This window comes from Modestobacter sp. VKM Ac-2986 (assembly GCF_026967795.1).
Lineage (GTDB): Bacteria > Actinomycetota > Actinomycetes > Mycobacteriales > Geodermatophilaceae > Modestobacter.
Genome location: NZ_JAPVBH010000003.1, coordinates 60684 through 80491, shown reverse-complemented (window position 1 = coordinate 80491; position 19808 = coordinate 60684). Strand labels below are relative to the sequence as shown.

20 protein-coding genes are annotated in these 19808 nt (G+C 73.7%); 11 read left to right on the top strand and 9 right to left on the bottom strand.

Features of this window, described 5'->3' with window-relative positions; all coding sequences use genetic code 11:
• The first annotated feature begins 31 nt into the window (after positions 1-31).
• From O2W14_RS08330 to O2W14_RS08310, 5 genes are read left to right on the top strand one after another with little or no spacing between them, the layout of a single operon-like run.
• Complete coding sequence (locus O2W14_RS08330) at positions 32-940, top strand: SDR family oxidoreductase (protein WP_269175614.1); 909 nt, start codon at positions 32-34, stop codon at positions 938-940.
• Positions 941-948: 8 nt separating this feature from the next.
• On the top strand, positions 949-1812 hold the full coding sequence (locus O2W14_RS08325) for an amidohydrolase family protein (protein ID WP_269176166.1): 864 nt from the start codon (positions 949-951) through the stop codon (positions 1810-1812).
• Positions 1809-3353, top strand: a complete 1545-nt coding sequence (locus O2W14_RS08320) for an acyl-CoA synthetase (protein ID WP_269175613.1) — start codon at positions 1809-1811, stop codon at positions 3351-3353. Before O2W14_RS08325 ends, O2W14_RS08320 begins: the two co-directional genes overlap by 4 nt.
• Positions 3350-3805, top strand: coding sequence for a MaoC family dehydratase (locus O2W14_RS08315; protein WP_269175612.1), 456 nt, complete (start codon positions 3350-3352; stop codon positions 3803-3805). Before O2W14_RS08320 ends, O2W14_RS08315 begins: the two co-directional genes overlap by 4 nt.
• Before the next feature lie 49 nt (positions 3806-3854).
• On the top strand, positions 3855-5030 hold the full coding sequence (locus O2W14_RS08310; RefSeq protein ID WP_269175611.1) for an acyl-CoA dehydrogenase family protein: 1176 nt from the start codon (positions 3855-3857) through the stop codon (positions 5028-5030).
• Between the two features lie 113 nt (positions 5031-5143).
• Here O2W14_RS08310 and O2W14_RS08305 read toward each other — a convergent pair whose 3' ends face one another.
• The 3 genes from O2W14_RS08305 to O2W14_RS08295 form a co-directional block, all read right to left on the bottom strand.
• Positions 5144-6364, bottom strand: a complete 1221-nt coding sequence (locus tag O2W14_RS08305; RefSeq protein WP_269175610.1) for an MFS transporter — start codon at positions 6362-6364, stop codon at positions 5144-5146.
• A gap of 84 nt (positions 6365-6448) precedes the next feature.
• Positions 6449-6667, bottom strand: coding sequence for a hypothetical protein (locus tag O2W14_RS08300; protein ID WP_269175609.1), 219 nt, complete (start codon positions 6665-6667; stop codon positions 6449-6451).
• 106 nt (positions 6668-6773) lie between these two features.
• Positions 6774-7703, bottom strand: coding sequence for a LysR family transcriptional regulator (locus O2W14_RS08295; protein WP_269175608.1), 930 nt, complete (start codon positions 7701-7703; stop codon positions 6774-6776).
• Positions 7704-7808: 105 nt separating this feature from the next.
• Here O2W14_RS08295 and O2W14_RS08290 point away from each other — a divergent pair, with 105 nt between their 5' ends.
• From O2W14_RS08290 to O2W14_RS08265, 6 genes are all read left to right on the top strand, one after another.
• Positions 7809-8849, top strand: coding sequence for a cyclase family protein (locus tag O2W14_RS08290; protein ID WP_269175607.1), 1041 nt, complete (start codon positions 7809-7811; stop codon positions 8847-8849).
• A 10-nt stretch (positions 8850-8859) separates the two neighbouring features.
• Positions 8860-9990: an FAD-dependent oxidoreductase gene (locus O2W14_RS08285; protein ID WP_269175606.1), complete on the top strand. Its 1131-nt coding sequence runs from the start codon at positions 8860-8862 to the stop codon at positions 9988-9990.
• Positions 9991-10070: 80 nt separating this feature from the next.
• Entirely contained in the window at positions 10071-11024 is a 954-nt protein-coding gene (locus tag O2W14_RS08280) for a VOC family protein (protein WP_269175605.1), read from the top strand.
• Positions 11024-11986, top strand: coding sequence for a fumarylacetoacetate hydrolase family protein (locus O2W14_RS08275; RefSeq protein ID WP_269175604.1), 963 nt, complete (start codon positions 11024-11026; stop codon positions 11984-11986). Before O2W14_RS08280 ends, O2W14_RS08275 begins: the two co-directional genes overlap by 1 nt.
• Before the next feature lie 23 nt (positions 11987-12009).
• Positions 12010-13191: an alpha/beta hydrolase family protein gene (locus tag O2W14_RS08270; RefSeq protein ID WP_269175603.1), complete on the top strand. Its 1182-nt coding sequence runs from the start codon at positions 12010-12012 to the stop codon at positions 13189-13191.
• Between the two features lie 47 nt (positions 13192-13238).
• Complete coding sequence (locus O2W14_RS08265; RefSeq protein ID WP_269176165.1) at positions 13239-13634, top strand: VOC family protein; 396 nt, start codon at positions 13239-13241, stop codon at positions 13632-13634.
• A 93-nt stretch (positions 13635-13727) separates the two neighbouring features.
• Here O2W14_RS08265 and O2W14_RS08260 read toward each other — a convergent pair whose 3' ends face one another.
• The 6 genes from O2W14_RS08260 to O2W14_RS08235 form a co-directional block, all read right to left on the bottom strand.
• Positions 13728-14717: a sugar phosphate isomerase/epimerase family protein gene (locus O2W14_RS08260; protein ID WP_269175602.1), complete on the bottom strand. Its 990-nt coding sequence runs from the start codon at positions 14715-14717 to the stop codon at positions 13728-13730.
• A gap of 9 nt (positions 14718-14726) precedes the next feature.
• Positions 14727-15680 carry a sugar phosphate isomerase/epimerase family protein gene (locus tag O2W14_RS08255; protein ID WP_269175601.1) on the bottom strand — a complete coding sequence of 318 codons (954 nt, stop codon included), beginning with the start codon at positions 15678-15680 and terminating at the stop codon, positions 14727-14729.
• Positions 15680-16456 carry a TIM barrel protein gene (locus O2W14_RS08250; RefSeq protein ID WP_269175600.1) on the bottom strand — a complete coding sequence of 259 codons (777 nt, stop codon included), beginning with the start codon at positions 16454-16456 and terminating at the stop codon, positions 15680-15682. Before O2W14_RS08250 ends, O2W14_RS08255 begins: the two co-directional genes overlap by 1 nt.
• Positions 16457-16689: 233 nt before the next feature.
• Complete coding sequence (locus O2W14_RS08245; protein ID WP_269175599.1) at positions 16690-17337, bottom strand: TetR/AcrR family transcriptional regulator; 648 nt, start codon at positions 17335-17337, stop codon at positions 16690-16692.
• 43 nt (positions 17338-17380) lie between these two features.
• Complete coding sequence (locus tag O2W14_RS08240; protein ID WP_269175598.1) at positions 17381-18355, bottom strand: hypothetical protein; 975 nt, start codon at positions 18353-18355, stop codon at positions 17381-17383.
• Positions 18352-19752, bottom strand: coding sequence for an MFS transporter (locus tag O2W14_RS08235; RefSeq protein WP_269175597.1), 1401 nt, complete (start codon positions 19750-19752; stop codon positions 18352-18354). The genes O2W14_RS08240 and O2W14_RS08235 overlap by 4 nt, the downstream gene beginning before the upstream one ends.
• Positions 19753-19808: the final 56 nt, after the last annotated feature.

Here is a 19808-nt window from a genome sequence, read left to right as displayed (position 1 = left end):
CGGACCACCCCTGTCCCGATGAGGAGCACCCATGGACCTGACCGGCAAGGTCGCCGTCGTCACCGGATCCGGGCGGGGCCTCGGCCTGGCCTACGCCACCGAGCTGGCCCGCTGCGGCGCCTCGGTGGTGGTCAACGACGTCGACGCCGCCGTCGCCGACGCCGCCGTCGCCTCGATCACCGGCGCGGGCGGCACCGCCGTCGCCGAGGTCGTCCCCGTCGGCTCGAGCGAGGCCGCGCAGGCCCTCGTCGACCGTGCGGTGTCCGACTTCGGCCGCCTGGACGTCCTGGTCAACAACGCCGGCATCCTGCGCGACACCACGCTGTGGAAGATGACCGACGAGCAGTTCGACGCCGTCGTCACCACCCATCTGCGCGGCACCTTCACCTGCACCCGCGCCGCCGCGGTCCGCATGCGCGAGCAGGGCGAGGGCGGCCGGGTCATCTGCATCGGCTCCCCCACCGGCCAGGTCGGCAACTTCGGCCAGACCAACTACGCCGCGGCCAAGGCCGGCATCGTCGGCATGGTGCGCACCTGGGCCATGGAGCTGGCGCGCGCGAACATCACCGTCAACGCCGTCGTCCCCGTCGCCGCCACCGCGATGACGGAGACGGTGCCCTTCCTCAAGCCCTACGTCGACGCCCTCGCCGCCGGCGAGCCGCTGCCGCCCTACGCCCGCCAGCAGCTGGGCTTCGGCTCCCCCACCGACGCCGCCGGGCTGGTCGCCTTCCTCGCCTCCGACGCCGCTGCCGGCATCACCGGACAGGCCGTGGGCATAGGCGGTGACCGCCTCGCCCTCTGGTCGCACCCCAGCGAGGTCGTCGTCGAGTTCGCCGAGGGCACCGGCTGGTCCGCCGACGCCATCGCCGCGACCTGGCCGCAGTCCTTCCAGGGCTCACTGCAGACGGTCGGCCAGCAGCTGCCGGAGCCGCCGAAGTGACCCTGCAGCTGGACCTGGACGCGCTGGTCGCGATCGACGTGCACACCCACGTGCACGCCGACACCCACGGCCACCTGGCCCTGGACGACGAGCTCAACGCCGCGGCCGCGAGGTACTTCAAGGGCGACCCCTACGACCCCACGGTCCCCGACATCGCCGCGGACTACCGGGCCCAGGGCATGGCCGCCGTCGTCTTCACCGTCGACATCGAGCACGCCACCGGCCACCCGGCGCTGTCCAACGAGGAGATCGCCGACCTCGCCGCCGAGCACCCCGACGTGCTCATCCCGTTCGGCTCGGTCGACCCCGCCCGCGGGGCCGCAGGCATCCGGCTGGCCCGCAGCCTGGTGGAGTCCCACGGCGTCCGGGGCTTCAAGTTCCACCCGAGCATCCAGGCCTTCGAGCCCAACGACCGCGCGGTCTACCCGCTCTACGAGGAGCTGCAGGCCCTCGGCGTCCCGGCGCTTTTCCACACCGGCCAGACCGGGATCGGCGCCGGGCTGCCCGGTGGGCGCGGCATCAAGCTGCGCTACTCCGACCCGATGCTGCTCGACGACGTCGCCGCCGACTTCCCCGGCCTGACGATCATCATGGCCCACCCCTCGGTGCCCTGGCAGGACGCCGCGATCTCCATCGCCACCCACAAGGCCAACGTCTACATCGACCTGTCCGGCTGGTCGCCGAAGTACTTCCCGCCGCAGCTGGTCAAGGCCGCCAACGGGCTGCTCAAGCACAAGGTGCTCTTCGGCTCGGACTACCCGCTGCTGCGCCCGGAGCGCTGGATGGCCGACTTCGAGACCCTCGACATCAAGCCCGAGGTCAAGCCGCTGATCATGAAGGAGAACGCGATCCGGGCCCTGGGGCTGCGGTGAGGAACGCCGGCCTGGGCTCGTGGCCGGAACGGCACCTGCGGAGCTCGGCGCGCAAGCCGGCACTGTGGTTCGAGGGGACGACGACGACCCACGGCGAGTTCGCGCTGCGGGTCCGGCGCGCCGCGGCGGCGCTGGCGGGGCTCGGCGTACAGCGCGGTGACCGGGTCGCCTGGTTCGGCGCCAACCACCCCGCGGCCCTGGAGACCCTGTACGCGTGCGGCCAGCTCGGCGCCGTCTGGGTGCCGGTCAACGCCCGGCTCACCGCGCCGGAGGCGCAGTTCGTGCTGGAGCACTCGGGTGCCTCGCTGGTGCTGCACGGTCGGGAGCACGGGACGACGGCGGACACCCTGCGCACCGCGCTGCCCGCCGTCCGGGCGTGGATCGCGGCCGAGCCGCCGCTGGCCGGCGGCGCCGGCTCGCTGGACTGGGACCAGCTGCTCGCCGCCGCCGACCCGGTGCAACGCGACGAGGCGGTCACCCTCGACGACGTCTGCCTGATCATGTACACGTCGGGCACCACCGGCCGGCCCAAGGGCGCGGTGCTCACCCACGGCAACATGACCTGGTCGTGCCTGAGCCAGGTGCTGGGCTTCGACTTCGCCCCGGACGAGCGGACCCTGGCGCTGGCCCCGCTGTTCCACATCGGCGGGCTGAACGGCACGCTCAACCCGACGATGATGCGCGGCGGGTGCGTGGTGCTGGTCCGCGGCTTCGACCCGCCGGCCACCCTCGCGGTCATCGCCGAGCAGCGGGTGACGTCGTTCTTCGCCGTCCCCACGATGCTCGACGCGCTCAGCCGGCAGCCGGACTTCCCGACCCGGGACCTGTCCGCGCTGCGCACCATCGGCGCCGCCGGGGCACCCCTCCCGCTGCCGCTGCTGCGCACCTGGCTGGACCGCGGGGTCACCGTCCAGCAGGCCTACGGGATGACCGAGTCCGCGCCCGCCGGCACGGTCCTGGACAGCGCGGACGCGGTCAGCCACGTCGGGTCCGCCGGCAAGCCGCAGTTCTTCACCGACGTCGCGGTCGTCCGGCCCGACGGCACGGTGTGCCCGCCCGGCGAGGTCGGGGAGATCGTGCTGTCCGGGCCGAACGTCATGGCCGGCTACTGGGACGCCCCCGAGGCGACCGCGGCCGCGATCGTCGACGGCTGGTACCACTCCGGGGACGCCGGCTCGACCGACGAGGACGGCTACCTCTACATCCGCGACCGGTACAAGGACATGATCATCTCCGGCGGGGAGAACGTGTACCCGGCCGAGGTCGAGTCGGTGATGCTCGAGCTCCCCGAGGTGCAGGAGGTCGCGGTCATCGGGGTGCCCGACCCGCACTGGGGCGAGGTGGGGCTGGCCGTCGTCGTCCCCGCCCCCGGCGCCACGGCGGACCCCGACGCGCTGCGCGCCGCACTGCGCCAGCGCCTCGCCGGGTTCAAGGTGCCCAAGCAGTTCCGCTTCGTGGACGACCTGCCCAAGACCGCCACCGGCAAGATCCGCAAACCCGACCTGCGGCACACCTTCGTGCCCACCCAGGAGGACACATGAGCACCACCACCACCCTCGCCGAGCTGCCGGCCCTCAAGGGCGCCGAGCTGGGCACCAGCGACTGGGTCGAGGTCACCCAGTCGCGGGTCGACACCTTCGCCGACGCCACCGACGACCACCAGTGGATCCACGTCGACGTCGAGCGCGCGACGCGGGAGAGCCCGTTCGGTGGCCCGATCGGGCACGGCTACCTCACCCTGTCCCTGCTGATCCCCATGTGGTCGGAGGTCCTGGTGGTCACCGACGTGGGCATGGCGGTCAACTACGGCCTGAACAAGGTGCGCTTCCCCGCACCGGTGCCGGTGGGTGCCAGGATCCGGCTCACCGCGACCCTCAAGGACGTCGAGGAGGTCGCCGGCGGCCTGCAGGTCACCGCCACCGCGGTCATCGAGGCGGAGGGGGCCGCCAAGCCGGTCTGCATCGCCGAGCCGGTCTTCCGCTTTCTCCGCTGACGGCCACGGTGAGCTGCCGGGACCGGGACCCCGGGCGTCGGGGGCGCGGGTGAGACGGGACGTCTTCGGGGCCGGGCACGAGTCGTTCCGCGCCGAGGTCGCCGGCTTCGTCACCGCCGAGGTGGTCCCCCACCTGGCGCAGTGGGCGCAGGACGGTGCCGTGAGCCGGTCCTTCTACCGGCGGGCCGGCGAGGCGGGCCTGCTCGGTCTGGGCCTCGATGCGGCCCACGGCGGCCGGGGGCCGCGGGACTTCCGCTACAACGCCGTGGTCATCGAGGAGCTGTGCCGGGTCGGCGCCGCCTCCCTGGTCATCAACCTCGGCGGCCTCAACGACCTGGTCGCGCCCTACCTGGACGCGCTGTGCACCGAGGAGCAGAAGCGGCGCTGGCTCCCCGGGCTGTGCAGCGGCCGGCTGGTGAGCGCGCTCGCGATGACCGAACGCGTCGCCGGCAGTGACCTGCGCGGCATCCGGACGACCGCCGTCCCCGACGGGGACGACTACGTCCTGACCGGCTCCAAGGTCTTCATCGGCAACGGCATGAACGCCGACCTCGTCGTGGTGGCGGCCAAGCTGGGGTCACCGGAGCGGCGCGACGCCCTGACCCTGTTCGTCGTCTCCGGCGACGCACCGGGGCTCCGGCGCACGAGGCTGGACAAGATCGGGCTACCGGCCCAGGACACCGCCGAGCTGTTCTTCGACGGGGTCCGGGTGCCGCGTGCCGACCTGCTGGGTGCCGAGGACCAGGGTTTCGGCTACCTGACGCAGAACCTGCCGCAGGAGCGGCTCAGCGTCGCGATCACGGCGGTGGCCGGGATGCAGCACACGTTCGGGCACACCCGGGAGCACGTGCTGCACCGGGAGGCGTTCGGCCGTCCACTGGCGGCCCTGCAGACCGTGAGGTTCACCCTCGCCGAGCTGGCCACCGAGATCGAGGTCGCCCAGGTCTTCGTCGACAAGGCCCTGCACGAGCTGGTGGCGGGGACCCTGACCGACGTCGACGCGGCCATGGTCAAGTGGTGGGTGACCGAGCTGCAGCAACAGGTGGTCAGCCGCTGCCTCCAGCTGTACGGCGGACACGGGTACCTGCGCGACAACCCGGCAGCGCGTGACCTCCTGGACTCCCGGCACTCGACGCTCTACGCCGGCACGACCGAGATCATGAAGGAGATCATCGGGCGGTCCGTCACCGGCGCCGTCCGGCGGGACGAGCCGGACGGCGCCTGACCGGCAGGGGCCCCGGCGGGGACGGACGACCGAGGCCCCGGCCCCGTGGAGCGGGACCGGGGCCTCCGTCGTGCCCGGGCGGACCGGCTGCCAGGTGCGGCCGGCGCCCGGAGCTAGCCGGCCACCGGCCGGCGGGCACGGACGGCGAGGGCGGTGGCGACCGCCACGACCCCGACCGCGACCAGCGCCGAGCTCAGGCCCCCGATCACGCCCGACAGCGCCAGCACCACCAGCGGGCAGAGGAACTGCCCGAGGAACACCGCGGCGGTCCACCAGCCGGTGCCACGGCCGCGCTGCTCGAAGGTGAGCGACCCGACAGCCCAGCTGAGCAGCGCGGGCAGCAGCAGCCCGTTGCCCAGTCCGGTGACCACGGCGGCCACGACGACGACCGGGACGGTGGGCGCGAGCCCCAGCCCGACCAGCCCCACGCCGGAGACCGCGAACGCGAGCGGGATCGTGACCGCCGGGCCGCGGACGGCGAGCCGGCTGGAGGCCAGGGCGCCGACCGCCGTGCCGAGCGACCCGACCGCGCTGATCGCACCGATCGCGCCGGTGGAGACCACGCCGAGCTCGTCGAGCTTGAACGACAGCTCCACGATCAGCACGTAGAACACCAGCCCGCCGAGCAGCGAGAACCCGACCGGCGCGGCCAGCCGGTGCCAGGGCAGCCGCGGCAGGGCGGTGCCGGTCGACCGTCGCTGCACCGGCTGCCAGATGGTGCGGGCCGCGACGACCGCCAGCGGCAGGCTGACCAGGTAGAGCCAGAACGGCGTCCGCCAGCCGACCGAGCCCAGCGCCCCGCCGATGCCGAAGAACAGGGTGGCGGCCACGGTGGTGGCCACGACCTGCCGGCCGAACCAGCGTGCACGCTCGGCCCCGGAGAAGTAGTCGGCCAGCAGCGTGGTGCAGCAGGTCATGATCACGGCCTCGGTGAGCCCGACGAGGACCCGGCTGGCGACGATCAGCTGGAGGGAGGGCAGCCACAGCGGCGCGGTGCCGACGAGGGCGTACACCACCAGTGCAGTCACCAGCAGTCGCTTGCGGCCGATCCGGTCGACGACCCGGCCGACGAACGGCGCGGTCAGCCCGATGACCAGGGCCGGCGCCGTGAGCACGATCGGGGTCAGCGCCTGCACGCCGGGCGTGTCGCTGAAGGCGTCCTCGATGGCCGGCAGCACGGGGGCGAGCAGGACGGCACCGAGCACACCGAGGCAACTGGCGAGCACCAGCACGACGGCCTGCGTGCGGCCGGCCGGGCGGCCGGTGGCGGGGTCCAGGGCGACGTCGCCGGCGAGCGGCGGGGCGGCCGGGGACGGGCTCACGACTTCTGACACGGGCGTCTCCGTTGACGGGACACCGGCCTCCGTGACCGGCATCACTGGTCGAGGAGTGTCAGGACGCGGGGCGCGGAGCGGAAATCACTTCTCCTGGGGCCGCTCATCAGCGATGTCGATCCCGGTCACGGCCGGGGTGACCAGGGCGTGGCCCTGGACGCAGCCGAGCACGGCGAGCCCGCGCAGCAACCGGGCGAGCCGGCCGCTCGGGCGGCCGGCCAACTGCCCGGTCACCGGGCAGACGGCGAACTCCGCACGCATCGGTCCGACGACGTCCTCGAACGTCGCAGTGGCCTCGGACACAGGCACCTCCGGTACGACGGTGCAGGTCGACGGTGACCTGCGACACACCCGCAGTGTGCAAGACGGGTCGCGCCCGGGGGAAGCCCGGGTCCGGTGATCCCAGTCATCAGGCTGGTGGATGCGGCGACCCCACGGCCTGGGCGGCAGCCCGGCTGATCACGTCCCGGAACCAGCGGTGCTCGGGGTCGTCGTCCAGGGCCGGGTGCCACCACATCGCCTCCACCAGCGGCCCCACCTCGAAGGGGCAGGGCAGCGCCCGGATCCCGCTGCCCAGCGGCAGCAGGTCGACCAGCCGCCGCTGGAGCAGCGCGATCCGGTCGCTGCCGGCCACCAGGCCGGGCACGGTGATGAAGTTCTCGGTGACCACCTGGGCCCGCGGCTCGATGCCGAGCATGCGCATCTGCAGCGCAGCCGGGGTCGAGGCGGCCGGCCCGTGGTAGGTCAGCACCCACGACATGGTCCGGAGGTGCTCGGTCGTGAGCCCCTCGTCGGCGACCGGGTTGTCCGCCGACACCACGCACACCCACTCGTCGCGGTACAGGTCCCGGTGCGAGAGGTCGTTGACGAAGCCGTGCGGGAGCATCATCACGTCCCCGCCGAGCAGTACCTGCTCGGCACGCTCGACCATCGCCGGGGAGTGCGGGGTCAGCCGCAGCCGGGTGTGCGGGGCCTCCTCGGCCAGCAGGCCGGCGAGGGTGTCCCCGAGGACGACGACCACGTAGTCGCTGACCAGCGCGGTGAACTCCCGGGTGGAGGACGCCGGGTCGAAGTCGGGCTGGGCGTCGAACACCCGCTCCGCGCCGGACAGCGCGATCCGCACCAGCTCGCGCAGCTGCAGCGCCAGCGGCGTCAGCCGGTACTCGTTGCCCACCCGGGTGAGCAGCTCGTCACCGAAGTGCCGCCGCAGCCGGCCCAGCGAGGCCGACAGCGCCGGCTGGCTCAGCCCCATCTGCGCCGCGGCCCGGGTGACGCTGCGCTGCTGGAGCAGCGCGTCCAGCGACACCAGCAGGTTCAGGTCGAGCCGGGCCAGGTTCATGTCCGGAGTATCCACACACCTGATGCCCTGCATCAGGACTCTCGTCTTCCCTGATCCGATCGGGGCACCGACTGTGGTCTGCGTCGCCCCGAGGAGGAACCCGACGTGTCCCAGACCGCCGTGCCGCACACCGCCGTGCCGCACACCGCCGTGCCGCCAGCTGCCCCGCTCGACCGCACCAACCCCGAGGGGGCGATCGCGGCTACCGTGCAGCGCGTCTCCAACTGGGGCCGGTGGGGTGCTGACGACGTGCTCGGCACGCTCAACTTCCTCACCCCGGACAAGCGGGTCGAGGGTGCCCGGCTGGTCCGCCGCGGGGTGAGCTTCTCCCTGTCCCAGCCCTTCGACACCGACGGCCCGCAGAAGGGCTGGCGGCGCCGCACCAACCCCGTCCACACCATGACCGACACCGGCACCGACGCCGAACGCGGCAACCAGGGCTTCCCGCACGGCATCGGCGGCGCCGACGACGTCATCGCCATGCCACTGCAGTGCTCCACACAATGGGACGGCCTCGGCCACATCTTCGACCACGGCAACGCCTGGAACGGCCGCCGCGCCGGCGACGTCGTGACCAGCGAGGGCGACCTGGTCACCGGCATCCAGACCGCCGCCGCCCACCTCACCGGCCGCGGCGTGCTGCTCGACGTCGGCCGCGCGATCGGGGTCGACGGCGAGCTGCCCGACGGGTTCGCCATCACCGCCGAACACCTGCAGGCCACCATCACCGTCCAGGGCGAGACCGCCCGGGTCGGCCGCGGGGACCTGCTGTGCGTGCGCACCGGGCGGCTCACCCGCGCCCGCCGCGACATCGCCGCCGGCCGCGGCTGGGGCGACTACGCCGGCGGGCCCGCCCCCGGCCTGTCCTTCACCACCGCCGACTGGCTGCACGCCACCGAGATCGCCGGCATCGCCACCGACACCTGGGGCTTCGAGGTCCGGCCCAACGAGTTCGACGTCGCCTTCCAGCCCCTCCACCAGGTCGCCATCCCCAACATCGGGCTCTACCTCGGCGAGATGTGGGACCTCGACGCCCTCGCCGCCGACTGCGCCACCGACGGCCAGTGGGACTTCTTCCTCACCGCCGCCCCCCTGCCCATCACCGGCGCCGTCGGCTCCCCGGTCAACCCCATCGCCGTCAAGTAGGAGCGCCCCGATGCCCGCAGTGGACACCGTCCTCGTCGTCGGCAGCGGCCTGGCCGGCACCGCCACCGCCGTCCACCTCGCCCTCCGCGGGGTGGCGGTCGACCTGATCGAGATCAAGCCGGCCGTCGGGGCACTCGGCTCCGGCATCACCCTGCAGGGCAACGCGCTCCGCGAGCTGCGCACCCTGGGCGTCTGGGACCAGGTGCGCGCGGCCGGCTACCCCTTCGACGTCACCGGGATCCGGGCACCGGACCCGTTCGGCACGATCGTGGCCGAGGTCCCCGACGCCAAGACCGGCGGCCCGGACCTCCCTGCGGCACTCGGCATGCCCCGCCCCGAACTCGCCCGGATCCTGGTCGACCGGGCCGTCGAGGTCGGCGTCAAGGTGCGCTTCGGGACGACGTTCACCGAGCTCACCCAGGACGACGACGGCGTCGACGTGACCTTCTCCGACGGCTCGACCGGGCGCTACGACCTGGTCGTGGCCGCCGACGGCCTCCGCTCGTACACGCGGCGGGCGATCGGCGTCCAGCTGGAGACCCGATCGATGGGCATGGGGATCTGGCGGGCCTTCGGCCCACGGCCGGCCAGCGTGACCCGGACCGACCTGTTCTACGGCGGCCCCTCCTTCATCGCCGGCTACTGCCCCACCGGCGAGGACTCGCTCTACGCCTACATCGTCGAGCCGGCCGTCGACCGCAGCGGCATGTCCCCCGACGAGCAGCTGGCCACGATGAAGGAGCTGTCGCAGGCCTACCACGGACCGTGGGACGAGGTCCGCGAGTCGCTGACCGACGCCTCCCAGGTCAACTACACCTGGTTCGAGACCCACCTGCTGGAGGAGCCGTGGAACCGCGGCCGGGTGGTGCTCATCGGCGACGCCGCACACACCTGCCCGCCGACCATCGCCCAGGGCGGGGCCATGGCGCTGGAGGACGCGGCGGTGCTGGGTGGGCTGCTCACGGAGCGCACCACCCTCGACCAGGAGCTGTGGGACGAGTTCCACCGCCGGCGCGTCGACCGCGCCCGCACCGTCGTCGAGGCCTCCAACACCCTCGCCCAGTGGCAGCTCGACCACGTCCGGGGCGACGTCCCCGCGCTCATGCGCTCCATCGCCGCGCTCACCAGCCAGCCCGCCTGAGAAAGGACCCCCTCCTCCCCGCCCCTCGCACGCTCGGGGCGGGACCCGGGAGGGGGCCGGAAGAACACGGAGACGACACCATGACCGAGACCCAGCCCCGCCAGCGGCTGATCACCCACCTGCGGCACGTCGACCTGGCCGTGCCCGACTTCGACAAGCAGCTCGGCTTCTACTCCGGCACCTGGGGGCTCAAGACCGAGCACACCGACTCGGGCCTGGCCTACCTGGCCGCCGAGGGGTCGCCGGAGCAGTACATCGTGCGGCTGCGGCAGGCCACCGACAAGCGGATCGACCTCATCTCCTTCGGTGCCGCTGACCGGGCGGACGTCGACACCCTCGCCGCGCAGATCGCCGAGGCCGGCGTCCCGCTGATCGGCGAGCCCGACGTCCTGCAGACCCCCGGCGGCGGGTACGGCTTCCGGTTCTTCGACAACGAGGGCCGCACCGTCGAGATCAGCTCCGACGTCGAGGCCCGCCAGCACCGCACGATCGAGGAGGGCGAGTCGATCCCGGTGCGCCTGTCCCACGTCGTCCTCAACTCCCGCGACCCGGAGGGCACCGTCGCCTTCTACGAGCAGCACCTGGCCTTCGCCCTGTCCGACACCCTGATGCACCCGCGGATGGGCAACATGATGTGGTTCATGCGGACCAACGCCTGGCACCACAGCCTGGCCGTCGCCCGCGGACCGCACGCCTCGCTGCACCACGCCTCCTTCGAGCTGCGCGGCATCGACGAGTACATGCGCGGCACCGGACGGCTGCTGCGGGCCGGCGTGGAGAAGATCTGGGGACCGGGCCGGCACATGGCCGGCAACAACACCTTCAGCTACTTCCTCGACCCGCACGGCAACACCGTCGAGTACACGACCGAGCTCGACGTCCTGGACGAGGACACCTGGCACCCGCACCTCTACGACTTCAGCAACCCCGAGGTCAGCGACCAGTGGGGCACCGCCAACGCGATGAACGAGTTCGTCGCCCAGCGCTCGTTCAACGACCCGGACAAGGGCCTGTTCGTGGCCCCGCCGGTCTGATGCGCCTCGCCACCTACGAGGTGCACGGCAGCGTCTCGGCCGGGGTGGTCGACGGCGACGCCGTCCACCCGTTCCCCGCGGGCACCACCGTGCTCGACCTGGTCCGCGCCGGGCTGCCGGCGGCACTGGCGGCCGGCGCCACGGCACTGACCGGGCCGTCGGTCCCGCTGGCCGACGTCCGGCTGCTGCCGCCGCTGGAGGCACCGACCGTCCGGGACTTCGTCGCGTTCGAGGAGCACGTCGAGGGCGTCCGGAAGGCGATCGACGGCGTCGCCGACGTGCCCCCGGAGTGGTACCAGGCGCCGACGTTCTACTTCACCAACCCCTACGCCCTCATCGGCGCGCACGACGACGTCGCCGTCCCACCCGGCTCGCAGCGCTTCGACTTCGAGCTCGAGGTCGCGGTCGTCGTCGGGCGGGACGGCGCCTCACTCACCCCCGAGCAGGCCCGCGACCACGTCTTCGGCTACACCGTGCTCAACGACTGGTCCGCCCGCGACCTGCAGGCCCGGGAGATGAAGGTCAACCTCGGCCCCGCCAAGGGCAAGGACTCCGCCACCACGCTGGGGCCCTGGCTGGTGACCGCCGACGAACTCGAGCCCTACCGCGACGCCGAGGGCTTCCTCGCCCTGGACATGCGGGTGGCCGTCAACGGCACCCAGGTCGGCCAAGACCTGCTGTCGAACATGGGCTGGCCCTTCGAGGAGCTCATCAGCTACGCCTCCCGCGGCACCCAGGTGCGCGCCGGCGACGTCCTGGGCTCAGGCACCTGCGGCAACGGCGGCTGCCTGGCCGAGCTGTGGGGCACCCGCGGCAACGCCGCACCCCCGCCGCTGCAGCCCGGCGACGTCGTCGAGATGACCGTCGAGTGCCTCGGCACCCTCCGCAACCGGGTCGTCGCCGGCGCCGACCTGCCGCCGGTGCGCCCTGCTCGCCCCCGCCCCCGCACCCGCACCGTCTGACCGACGGCACCGAGAGGACCCCCGTGTTCGAGTACTTCCCCACCGGCCCCTACACCTGGAACCTCGGCGTCGTCGCGACGCTGAACTCCGGCGGCCTCATCGACGAGGTCGACCGCGCCTGCCGGCCGATCAAGGACGCCGCCAACGCCGGTGAGGACGCCGGGACCCCGGACTTCCTCCGCGCCTGGACCGCCCTCACCGAGCAGCTGGTCGGCCAGGCCGAGGAGGCGGAGAAGGCCGGGCACACCCGCACCGCCGGCCAGCTGTACGCCCGCGCCACCAACTACCTCTCCCAGGCCGAGCGGATGCTCTCCCACGCCGACCCCGACCGGGTGCCCAGCTACCGGCGGCTGCTGGAGCTGGCGCAGAAGGCCTTCGACCTGCACAGCCCGCGGGTCAGCCGGGTCGCCGTGCCCTACGAGGGCACCACGCTGCCGGCCTACTTCAGCCAGGCGCCGGCCACCGACGACGGGCCCGCCCCGGTCATCGTGCTGGTCAACGGGCTGGACTCGACCAAGGAGCACATGTACTCCTCGGGCCACTGGGAGGAGCTGGCCGCCCGCGGCATCTCCTGCCTGATGCTCGACCAGCCCGGCACCGGCGAGGCGCTGCGGCTGCAGGGGCTCACCGCCCGCATCGACACCGAGGCGTGGGCCGGCGCGGCCGTCGACTGGCTGGAGACCCGCCCCGACGTGGACGCCCGCCGGATCGGCATCACCGGCTGGTCGCTGGGCGGCTACTACGCCCCGCGCGCCGCGGCCTTCGAGCAGCGGTTCGCGCTCTGCGTGGCGTGGGGCGCCAACCACGACTGGGGCGCGGTGCAGCGCCGCCGGCGGCAGCGCGAGGGCGAGCGCCCGGTCCCCCACTACTGGGGCCACGTGCTGTGGGTCTGGGGGTTCGAGGGCGACGAGGACCACCTCGACCCGTTCCTCGACTTCGCCGACGGGGTCAACCTCGACGGCGTCGTCGAGCGCATCACCGTGCCCTTCCTCATCGCCCACGGCGCCAACGACCGGCAGATCCCGCTGGCGATGGCGCACCGCTCGCACGAGCAGGCGGTGAACTCCCCGAAGTGCGAGCTGCGGGTGTTCACCCCCGAGGAGGGCGCGACCGAGCACATCGGCCTGGACCACCTGCCGTACGTGAGCACGTTCGTCGCCGACTGGGTCGCCGACACCTTCGCCGAGCTCGCCGCCCGGCACTGACCACCCGGTCCGGCCCGCCCTCCCAGACAGGAGCACCACCCGTGCCCATGCTCTTCGTGACCCTGCCCGTGCAGGACCTGCCCGCCTCCCGGGCGTTCTACGAGGCCCTGGGCTTCGGCGTCAACGAGCACTCCTCCGACGCGCACACGGCCGCGGTCGTCCTCGACGACAACATCGTGGTCCGGCTCCTCGTCCGTGACGCGTTCGCCGACCTGGTCGCCGGGGACGTGGCCGACCCGGCGCAGCACCCGACGGTGGTGCACAGCCTCACCGTGCCGGACCGGGCCGACGTGGACGACCTGGTGGCGAGGGCGGTCGCCGCCGGCGGCCGGCCCGGTGCGCCCGTGCCGGACGACGGGTCGACCCACACCGGCAGCTTCACCGACCCCGACGGCCACGCCTGGCAGGCCCTGTGGATGGACCAGCTGCACGTCGTCAACTGAGCGGGGAGCACGCGAGAGGGGCGGCGGTCCGGTGGACCGCCGCCCCTCTCGGCGTCTGCGGGCCCCCTCCGGCGAGGGTCCGCAGACGCCGGGTCACACCGCCGGCGCGGCGGCGGCCTCGACGAGCGGGCGGAGCTCCCGCTGCAGCAGGTAGCCGGCCACCAGCGCGCTCTGCGCGGGGTGCGGGCTCTGGTCGCTCTCGACCACGACCCAGCCGGTGTACCCGGCCTCGACCAGGGCGCGGGTGAGGCCGGCGAAGTCGACCAGGCCGCCGTCGGTGCCGGGCTCACCGAACCACCGCGGGACCTCCCGCGCGCCGCCCCGGACCCGCACCGAGTACTCAGAGTGCGGCTCGAGGTACTCCTGCGCCTCGTCGACGGCGAAGGCGTCCTTGAACTGCACGTGCCAGACCCGCCCGGCGTGCTGCTGGAGGAGCGCCAGCGGGTCGATGCCGGCGACGGTCAGCTCACCGGTGTCGACGACCAGCCCGACCAGGTCGGGGTCGGTGGCCGCGAGCAGCTGGTCCAGCGTCCCGGGCCGGCGGAGCCAGGACAGGAAGTCCACGTGCAGCGCGGTGCGCACGCCGTGGCGCGCGGTGGCCCGCCCGACCGCGTCCCAGCAGGCGGCGAGCCGCTCGACGACGTCCTCGGCGTCGGCCGGCACGTCCCAGCCCGAGGGCGCGGCCCGCACCGACAGCACCGTGCCGCCGAGCTCGGCCAGGGCGGCGGCGAACCACTCCGCCTTCTCCACGATCCCGGTCACGTCCTCGGCCACCAGCGGCGACAGCGCCGGGGTGAGCGTCTCGTGGAAGCGCTGCTGCGGGTCGTAGTACCAGGCCGGGACGGCGTCGACCCGGCAGCCGGTGAGGAACTCCCGGAACCCGGCGAGCGAGCCGAAGTTGGCCTCCAGCTGCTGGGGGTTGCCGAAGGGCTCCCAGCGCCCGCTCGCCGCGGTCAGCTCCACGCCGGTGAACCCGGCGATGGACATCGTCTTCAGCGCCCGCTCGTGCTCCTCGCGGCGCACGAAGTCGTCGAACTGCGGCTTCCACTGGTTGAGCGCGTAGCCCCACTGGATGTCGGTCATGTCGCGCCCCTACCGGTAGATGTTCTCGAGGACGTTCTTGGCGTACCAGCGGGAGACGGCCGTGGCCTCCGAGTAGTCGCCGCCCTGCTTGTTGGCCTTGTCGTGCTCGACGCTGATCCAGCCCCGGTAGCCCTCGTCGCGGACGGCGGTCATCATCGCCTCGAAGTCCACGCGTCCCTCGGGCGTGCCCATCTCGTAGAACCACTTGCCGGTGGTCGGCGCCATGATCTCGGAGTCCGGGCGGTTGCGGTGGTCGTCGCCGGTGGCCACGTCGTGGGTGTCCTTGAAGTGGAAGCCGCTGACCCGGGGGGCGTGCCGCCGGTAGAGCGCGACCGGGTCGACCGAGGCGATGCAGTGCTGCGCGGTGTCCAGGAACAGGTGCACGAACGCGGGGTCGGTGTGGGAGTAGAAGGTCTCGATGTCTGCCTCGGACTGGATGCCGCAGAAGAACTCGTGGTGGCAGGTGAGCTTCACCCCGTACCCCGCGGTGATCTCCCCGACCCGGTTCCACAGCTCGGCCGAGGTCTTGAGCTTGTCCTCGGTGACCGGCTCCATGTCGTAGTACAGGGTCGCCGGCATCACGATGATGTTGTCCAGCTGGATCTCCGACCAGCGGCCCATGGTCACCCGGAAGTCCTCGAGGATGGCCTCGTGCGTCTCCGGGACGTGCGGGGCGTAGCTGCGGACGTCGTAGTCGGCGGCGTGGAAGGTGTTCACGATCCGCTCCAGGCCGTGGTCGGTGACCATCTCCTGGTACTTCGCCGGGCCGCCGTAGTCGCCGTACATCTGCCAGATGCGGAAGTCGAAGGTGTCGATCGCGTCGAAGCCGACCGCCTTCACCTGCTTGAGGAACGTCGACATCGTCCGGTGGGAGTGCCACTGGTCGACGGGCCCGGACGGGCCGTTGCTGCGCCAGTGGTCCATGTAGCTCCACTTGATCGCGCGCTCGGTCGGGGCGCTCATCACGCGTCCGCCGCGACGGAGCGGATGTGCGCCACCGACGCCGTCGTCTCGACGGTCGGGACGTACTCCAGGCCGATCGGGCCGTCGTAGCCGGCCGTCCGCAGCTCGGCCAGTCGCGCGGGCCAGTCGACGCCGCCGCTGCCCGGTTCACCGCGCCCGGCGACGTCGGCGACCTGCACGTAGTGGACCAGGCCGGCCGCGTTGGCCAGCTCGGTCGCGGGGTCCTCCCCCTGGGTGAGGGAGTGGTAGAGGTCGTAGAGGACGCCGAAGGACTCCGACCCGACCGCCCGGGCCACCAGGACGGCGTCGGCGGTGTGGTCCAGCAGCGTGCCGGGGTGGTCGACCCGGGTGTTGACCGGCTCGAGGACGAGGGCGACGCCCGAGCCCCGGGTGCGCTCGACGGCCTGGGCGTAGATGCCGGCCAGCCGGTCGTGGTTCACCGAGCGCTTGGCGCCGCCGAAGCCGACGCCGGACTGGAGCACGATGCGGGGGCAGCCGAGCAGCCGGGCGGCCTCGACGCCGCGGTCCAGGCCCTCGAAGAAGGCGTCCATCACCTCCCAGGGCAGCGCGAAGTTGGTGCGCGGCTCGGCGAGCACCGACGTCATGGACACGCCGGTGTCGGCCAGCGCCGCGGCGATGGCGGGCACGTCCTTCTCGGCGGTGCCCCACATCTCCACGGCGTCGAAGCCCGCGGCCGCGGCCGCGCGGACCCGGTCGGCGTGGTCGGGCCCGGCTTCTGTGAACAGGAGCTCGATGTTCGGGGACAGCTGGTACACGTCGCCTGCTTCCGGTCGGCGGTGGGCGGGGCATCGGTGGGGGCCCCGCGGGTGGGCGCGTGCGGACGCCGTCAGCACGACGGCGGACGGGCCCGGACGAGGTACGTGGTCGATGCACCCCCGTGCGCCGACCTCTCGCCGTTGGTTCAGAACCAACGTGTTGATTCTAGTCCTGCTGTGCTCGTCGTCTCAACCCCTCGGCCGGTGCCGGCCGGAGGTCCGGGCCCTGGAGCTCAGCTCCGCGGGCCGCCGGTGAGGAAGGCGGTCACCATCTCCGCGAGGTCGGCCAGGATGAGCTCCCAGTCCCCCTCGCCGGCCGCCTCGGGCGCACTGCCCAGCCCGAGCCAGCGCGCGAGGACGCTGTAGACGACCGTGCAGCTCCAAGCGGCTGCGCGCTCCGGCTCGGGGTGGGTGATCGCGTCGCCGCGGGCCAGCAGTGCGGCGCTGAAGGCCGCACTGAGCTCCCGGTAGCCGTTGCTGCCGAGCTCGGCGATGACCGGGTCGTGCGGGCCCATGAGCATGAACGGGGCGAGCACGGGGGCGTTGCGGCGGAGCAGGTCACCGACGGTGTGCACCAACCGGCTGACCGTGTCCGGGAAGGTCTCCCCCGCCGGTGCCGTCGCGGGGAACGCCTCGGCCTGCTCGACCGACATCCGGGCCATCTCGCGCGCGTGCGCCGTGCGCAGCAGGTCGTCCTTGCTGTCGACCCGGCCGTAGATCGACCCGGTGGAGACGCCGGCCCGCTCGGCCACCTCGGCCAGGGTGAACGTGGCGGCTCGCCGCTCCACCAGCAACGACACCGCGGCGTCCACGGCCCGGTCGAAGGACAGCCGGCTGCGCTCCTGCTTGGGTTCGCGGGCGTAGGCGTTGGGGTTCTCCACGCCGCGACCGTACGGAAGGCGCCTGCCCGGTGTCGTCACGTCCTCACCGGACCCGCCGGGCCCGGACGCCCGGACGCAGCCGGGTCGCCGACGGGCGGGGGAAGCCCAGGCGGAGGGCCGACTCGCGGACCGCTGCCGCCACGTCCGCCACCCGCGCGGCCGGCACCAGCGCGAGCACGGGACCCCAGAAGGCCGCCTCCACCAGCCGCGCCCCGGCCGCGCCGGCCTGCAGGGCCGCGGCCACCGTCGCCTCGACCTGGACCGAGGACAGCCGCAGGTCCTCCCGGGCCGCGACGTGGGAGTCGGTCATCAGCTGCCCCACCGCACCCAGGTCCCCGGCGCGCAGGGCCGGCACCGCCGCCTCGACCCGGGCCTCCTCGCCCGCTGCCCAGCCGGCCCACCGGGCGGACCCGCCCCGGGACAGGAGACGGTCGTGGCCCACGTCGCGAGCCGGGTCGCGCTGCCCGGAGTCCAGCAGCACCAGGGACCACTCCCCGGCGCCGAGGCTCGGCGCGACCGGGACGCAGCGCGCTCCGGCGGCGCGCACGGCCACGGCCGTGCCCGGCGCGGCGAGGGCGGCCTCGAGCTCGGCGGCCGCCACCCCGCGCACCGGCCCACCGGCACCCGGCCCCGCGGCCGGCTGCTGCGCCGCGAGACCCCGGCCCACGCGCTCGGCGGCCGTCCGGAGCAGCGGTGGCGCGGGCCGGCCGTCGTCCTCGCCCAGCAGGTCCGTCCCGCCGCCGGGTGCCCGCCCGACCGCGACCACCGCCCGGCGGTCCACCGTGGTGAACAGCGCGGCACTCCGGCCGGGATCCGGGCCGCCCAGCAGGGGCAGCACCGCCGGCACGGTCCACACCCCGCCGGGTGCGCGCCCGAACCGCGCGGTGAAGGCCGCGGCCAGCCGGTCGGCCGCCGCGTCCGGGCCGCCCACGGCCACCCGGTCCGCCCCGGTCGGGGGCACCGCGCCCCGGTCCTCGGACGAGCCGGCCACCGCAGCGGCCCGGAGGGTGCCCGTCACGTGCCCGCCACCGGTTCGGGACGGGCGCGGCCGCGGGAGGCACGCGGGAGGGCCGATCCGCCCAGGGCCGCCAGGACCATGATCGCGGCGCCCACCAGCAGGGCGGTGCCGAAGCCGGACGTGGTCGCCACGTCCTCCGGCGCTCCCCCGCCGGTCAGCCCGGCGGTGCGGGTGGCGGCGATGGTGACGAGCGCGGCCAGCCCGACCGCTCCCCCGACCTGCTTGGCGGTGTTGAGCAGCCCGGACGCCAGACCCGCCCAGTGCGGGCCCACCCCCGAGGTCGCCGCGACGGTCAGCGGCAGGCCGGAGACCCCGAAGCCGAACATCGCGGTGAACAGCGGGACGGCGACGGGGAGGGCGTAGCCGGCGTCCGGGTCGATCCCCGACAGCCATGCCAGTGACACGCCGCTGAGCAGGCAGCCACCGATGAAGGTCGCCTTCGCACCCCGGGCGACCAGCCGGGACGCCGCCCACGCCCCGGCGGCGATGCCCACCGCACTGGGCAGCAGGGCCAGCCCGGCGCGCAGCGGGCTCATGCCCAGCACCTGCTGCAGGTGCAGGGACAGGAAGAACATGGTCGCCGGCAGCACCCCGCCGATCAGCGCCGACAGCCCGTTGGCCAGGGCCAGGGAGCGGACCCGGAAGACCGCCAGCGGCACCAGCGGGTGGGCGGCCCGGCGCTCGCGCAGCACGAACGCGGTCAGCAGCAGGACGGCGACCGCGAGCAGCAGCAGCGTCGAGGCCGACGTCCAGCCGCGCTGCTCGCTCACCACGATGGCGGCCACCAGGGCGGCCGTACCGGTGGTCACGGTGGCCGAGCCGGGCAGGTCCAGCCGACCGCGCAGTGGCTGCCGGACCGCCGCGGGCAGGGCCGTCAGCGCCCCGACGACGAGCAGCGCCCCCAGCGGGACGTTGACGAAGAACACCCACCGCCAGTTGAGCAGCCCGGTGAGCACCCCGCCGATGACGCCGCCCAGGGCTCCGCCGGCACCGGCGGCCCCGGTGAGCACAGCCAGCGCGCGCGCCCGGGCGGCGGGCTCGGTGAACGTCGTAGTGATCAGGCTGAGTGCCGTCGGGGCCAGCACCGCGCCACCCAGGCCCTGCACCACCCGGGCGGCCACCAGCTGCCACCCCTCCTGGGCGCACCCGGCGGCCAGGCTGGCGAGGGTGAACAGGGCGAGGCCGGCGATGAAGACGTTCCGCCGGCCCAGCAGGTCCGCGGCACGGCCGCCCAGCAGCAGGAAGCCGGCGAAGGTGAGCGTGTAGCCGTTGACCACCCACTGCAGCCCGACCGGCGACAGCGACAGGTCCGTGCGCATGGCCGGCAGGGCGACGTTGACGATCGAGACGTCCAGGACGCAGATGAACTGGGTCGCACACGCGATCGCCAGCGCCATCCGCGGCCGTCCGCGCCGGCCCGGCGCCCGGTCCACCGCGGTCGTCTGCTCGGCCG

What these genes read in the sequence shown, in the direction of transcription:
- O2W14_RS08330 (WP_269175614.1), top strand. Translation starts at nt 32, where the DNA reads ATGGACCTGACCGGCAAGGTCGCCGTCGTCACCGGATCCGGGCGGGGC.
- O2W14_RS08315 (WP_269175612.1), top strand. Translation starts at nt 3,350, where the DNA reads ATGAGCACCACCACCACCCTCGCCGAGCTGCCGGCCCTCAAGGGCGCC.
- O2W14_RS08295 (WP_269175608.1), bottom strand. Translation starts at nt 7,703, where the DNA reads ATGAACCTGGCCCGGCTCGACCTGAACCTGCTGGTGTCGCTGGACGCG.
- O2W14_RS08285 (WP_269175606.1), top strand. Translation starts at nt 8,860, where the DNA reads ATGCCCGCAGTGGACACCGTCCTCGTCGTCGGCAGCGGCCTGGCCGGC.
- O2W14_RS08280 (WP_269175605.1), top strand. Translation starts at nt 10,071, where the DNA reads ATGACCGAGACCCAGCCCCGCCAGCGGCTGATCACCCACCTGCGGCAC.
- O2W14_RS08275 (WP_269175604.1), top strand. Translation starts at nt 11,024, where the DNA reads ATGCGCCTCGCCACCTACGAGGTGCACGGCAGCGTCTCGGCCGGGGTG.
- O2W14_RS08265 (WP_269176165.1), top strand. Translation starts at nt 13,239, where the DNA reads ATGCTCTTCGTGACCCTGCCCGTGCAGGACCTGCCCGCCTCCCGGGCG.
- O2W14_RS08260 (WP_269175602.1), bottom strand. Translation starts at nt 14,717, where the DNA reads ATGACCGACATCCAGTGGGGCTACGCGCTCAACCAGTGGAAGCCGCAG.
- O2W14_RS08255 (WP_269175601.1), bottom strand. Translation starts at nt 15,680, where the DNA reads ATGAGCGCCCCGACCGAGCGCGCGATCAAGTGGAGCTACATGGACCAC.
- O2W14_RS08235 (WP_269175597.1), bottom strand. Translation starts at nt 19,752, where the DNA reads ATGGCGCTGGCGATCGCGTGTGCGACCCAGTTCATCTGCGTCCTGGAC.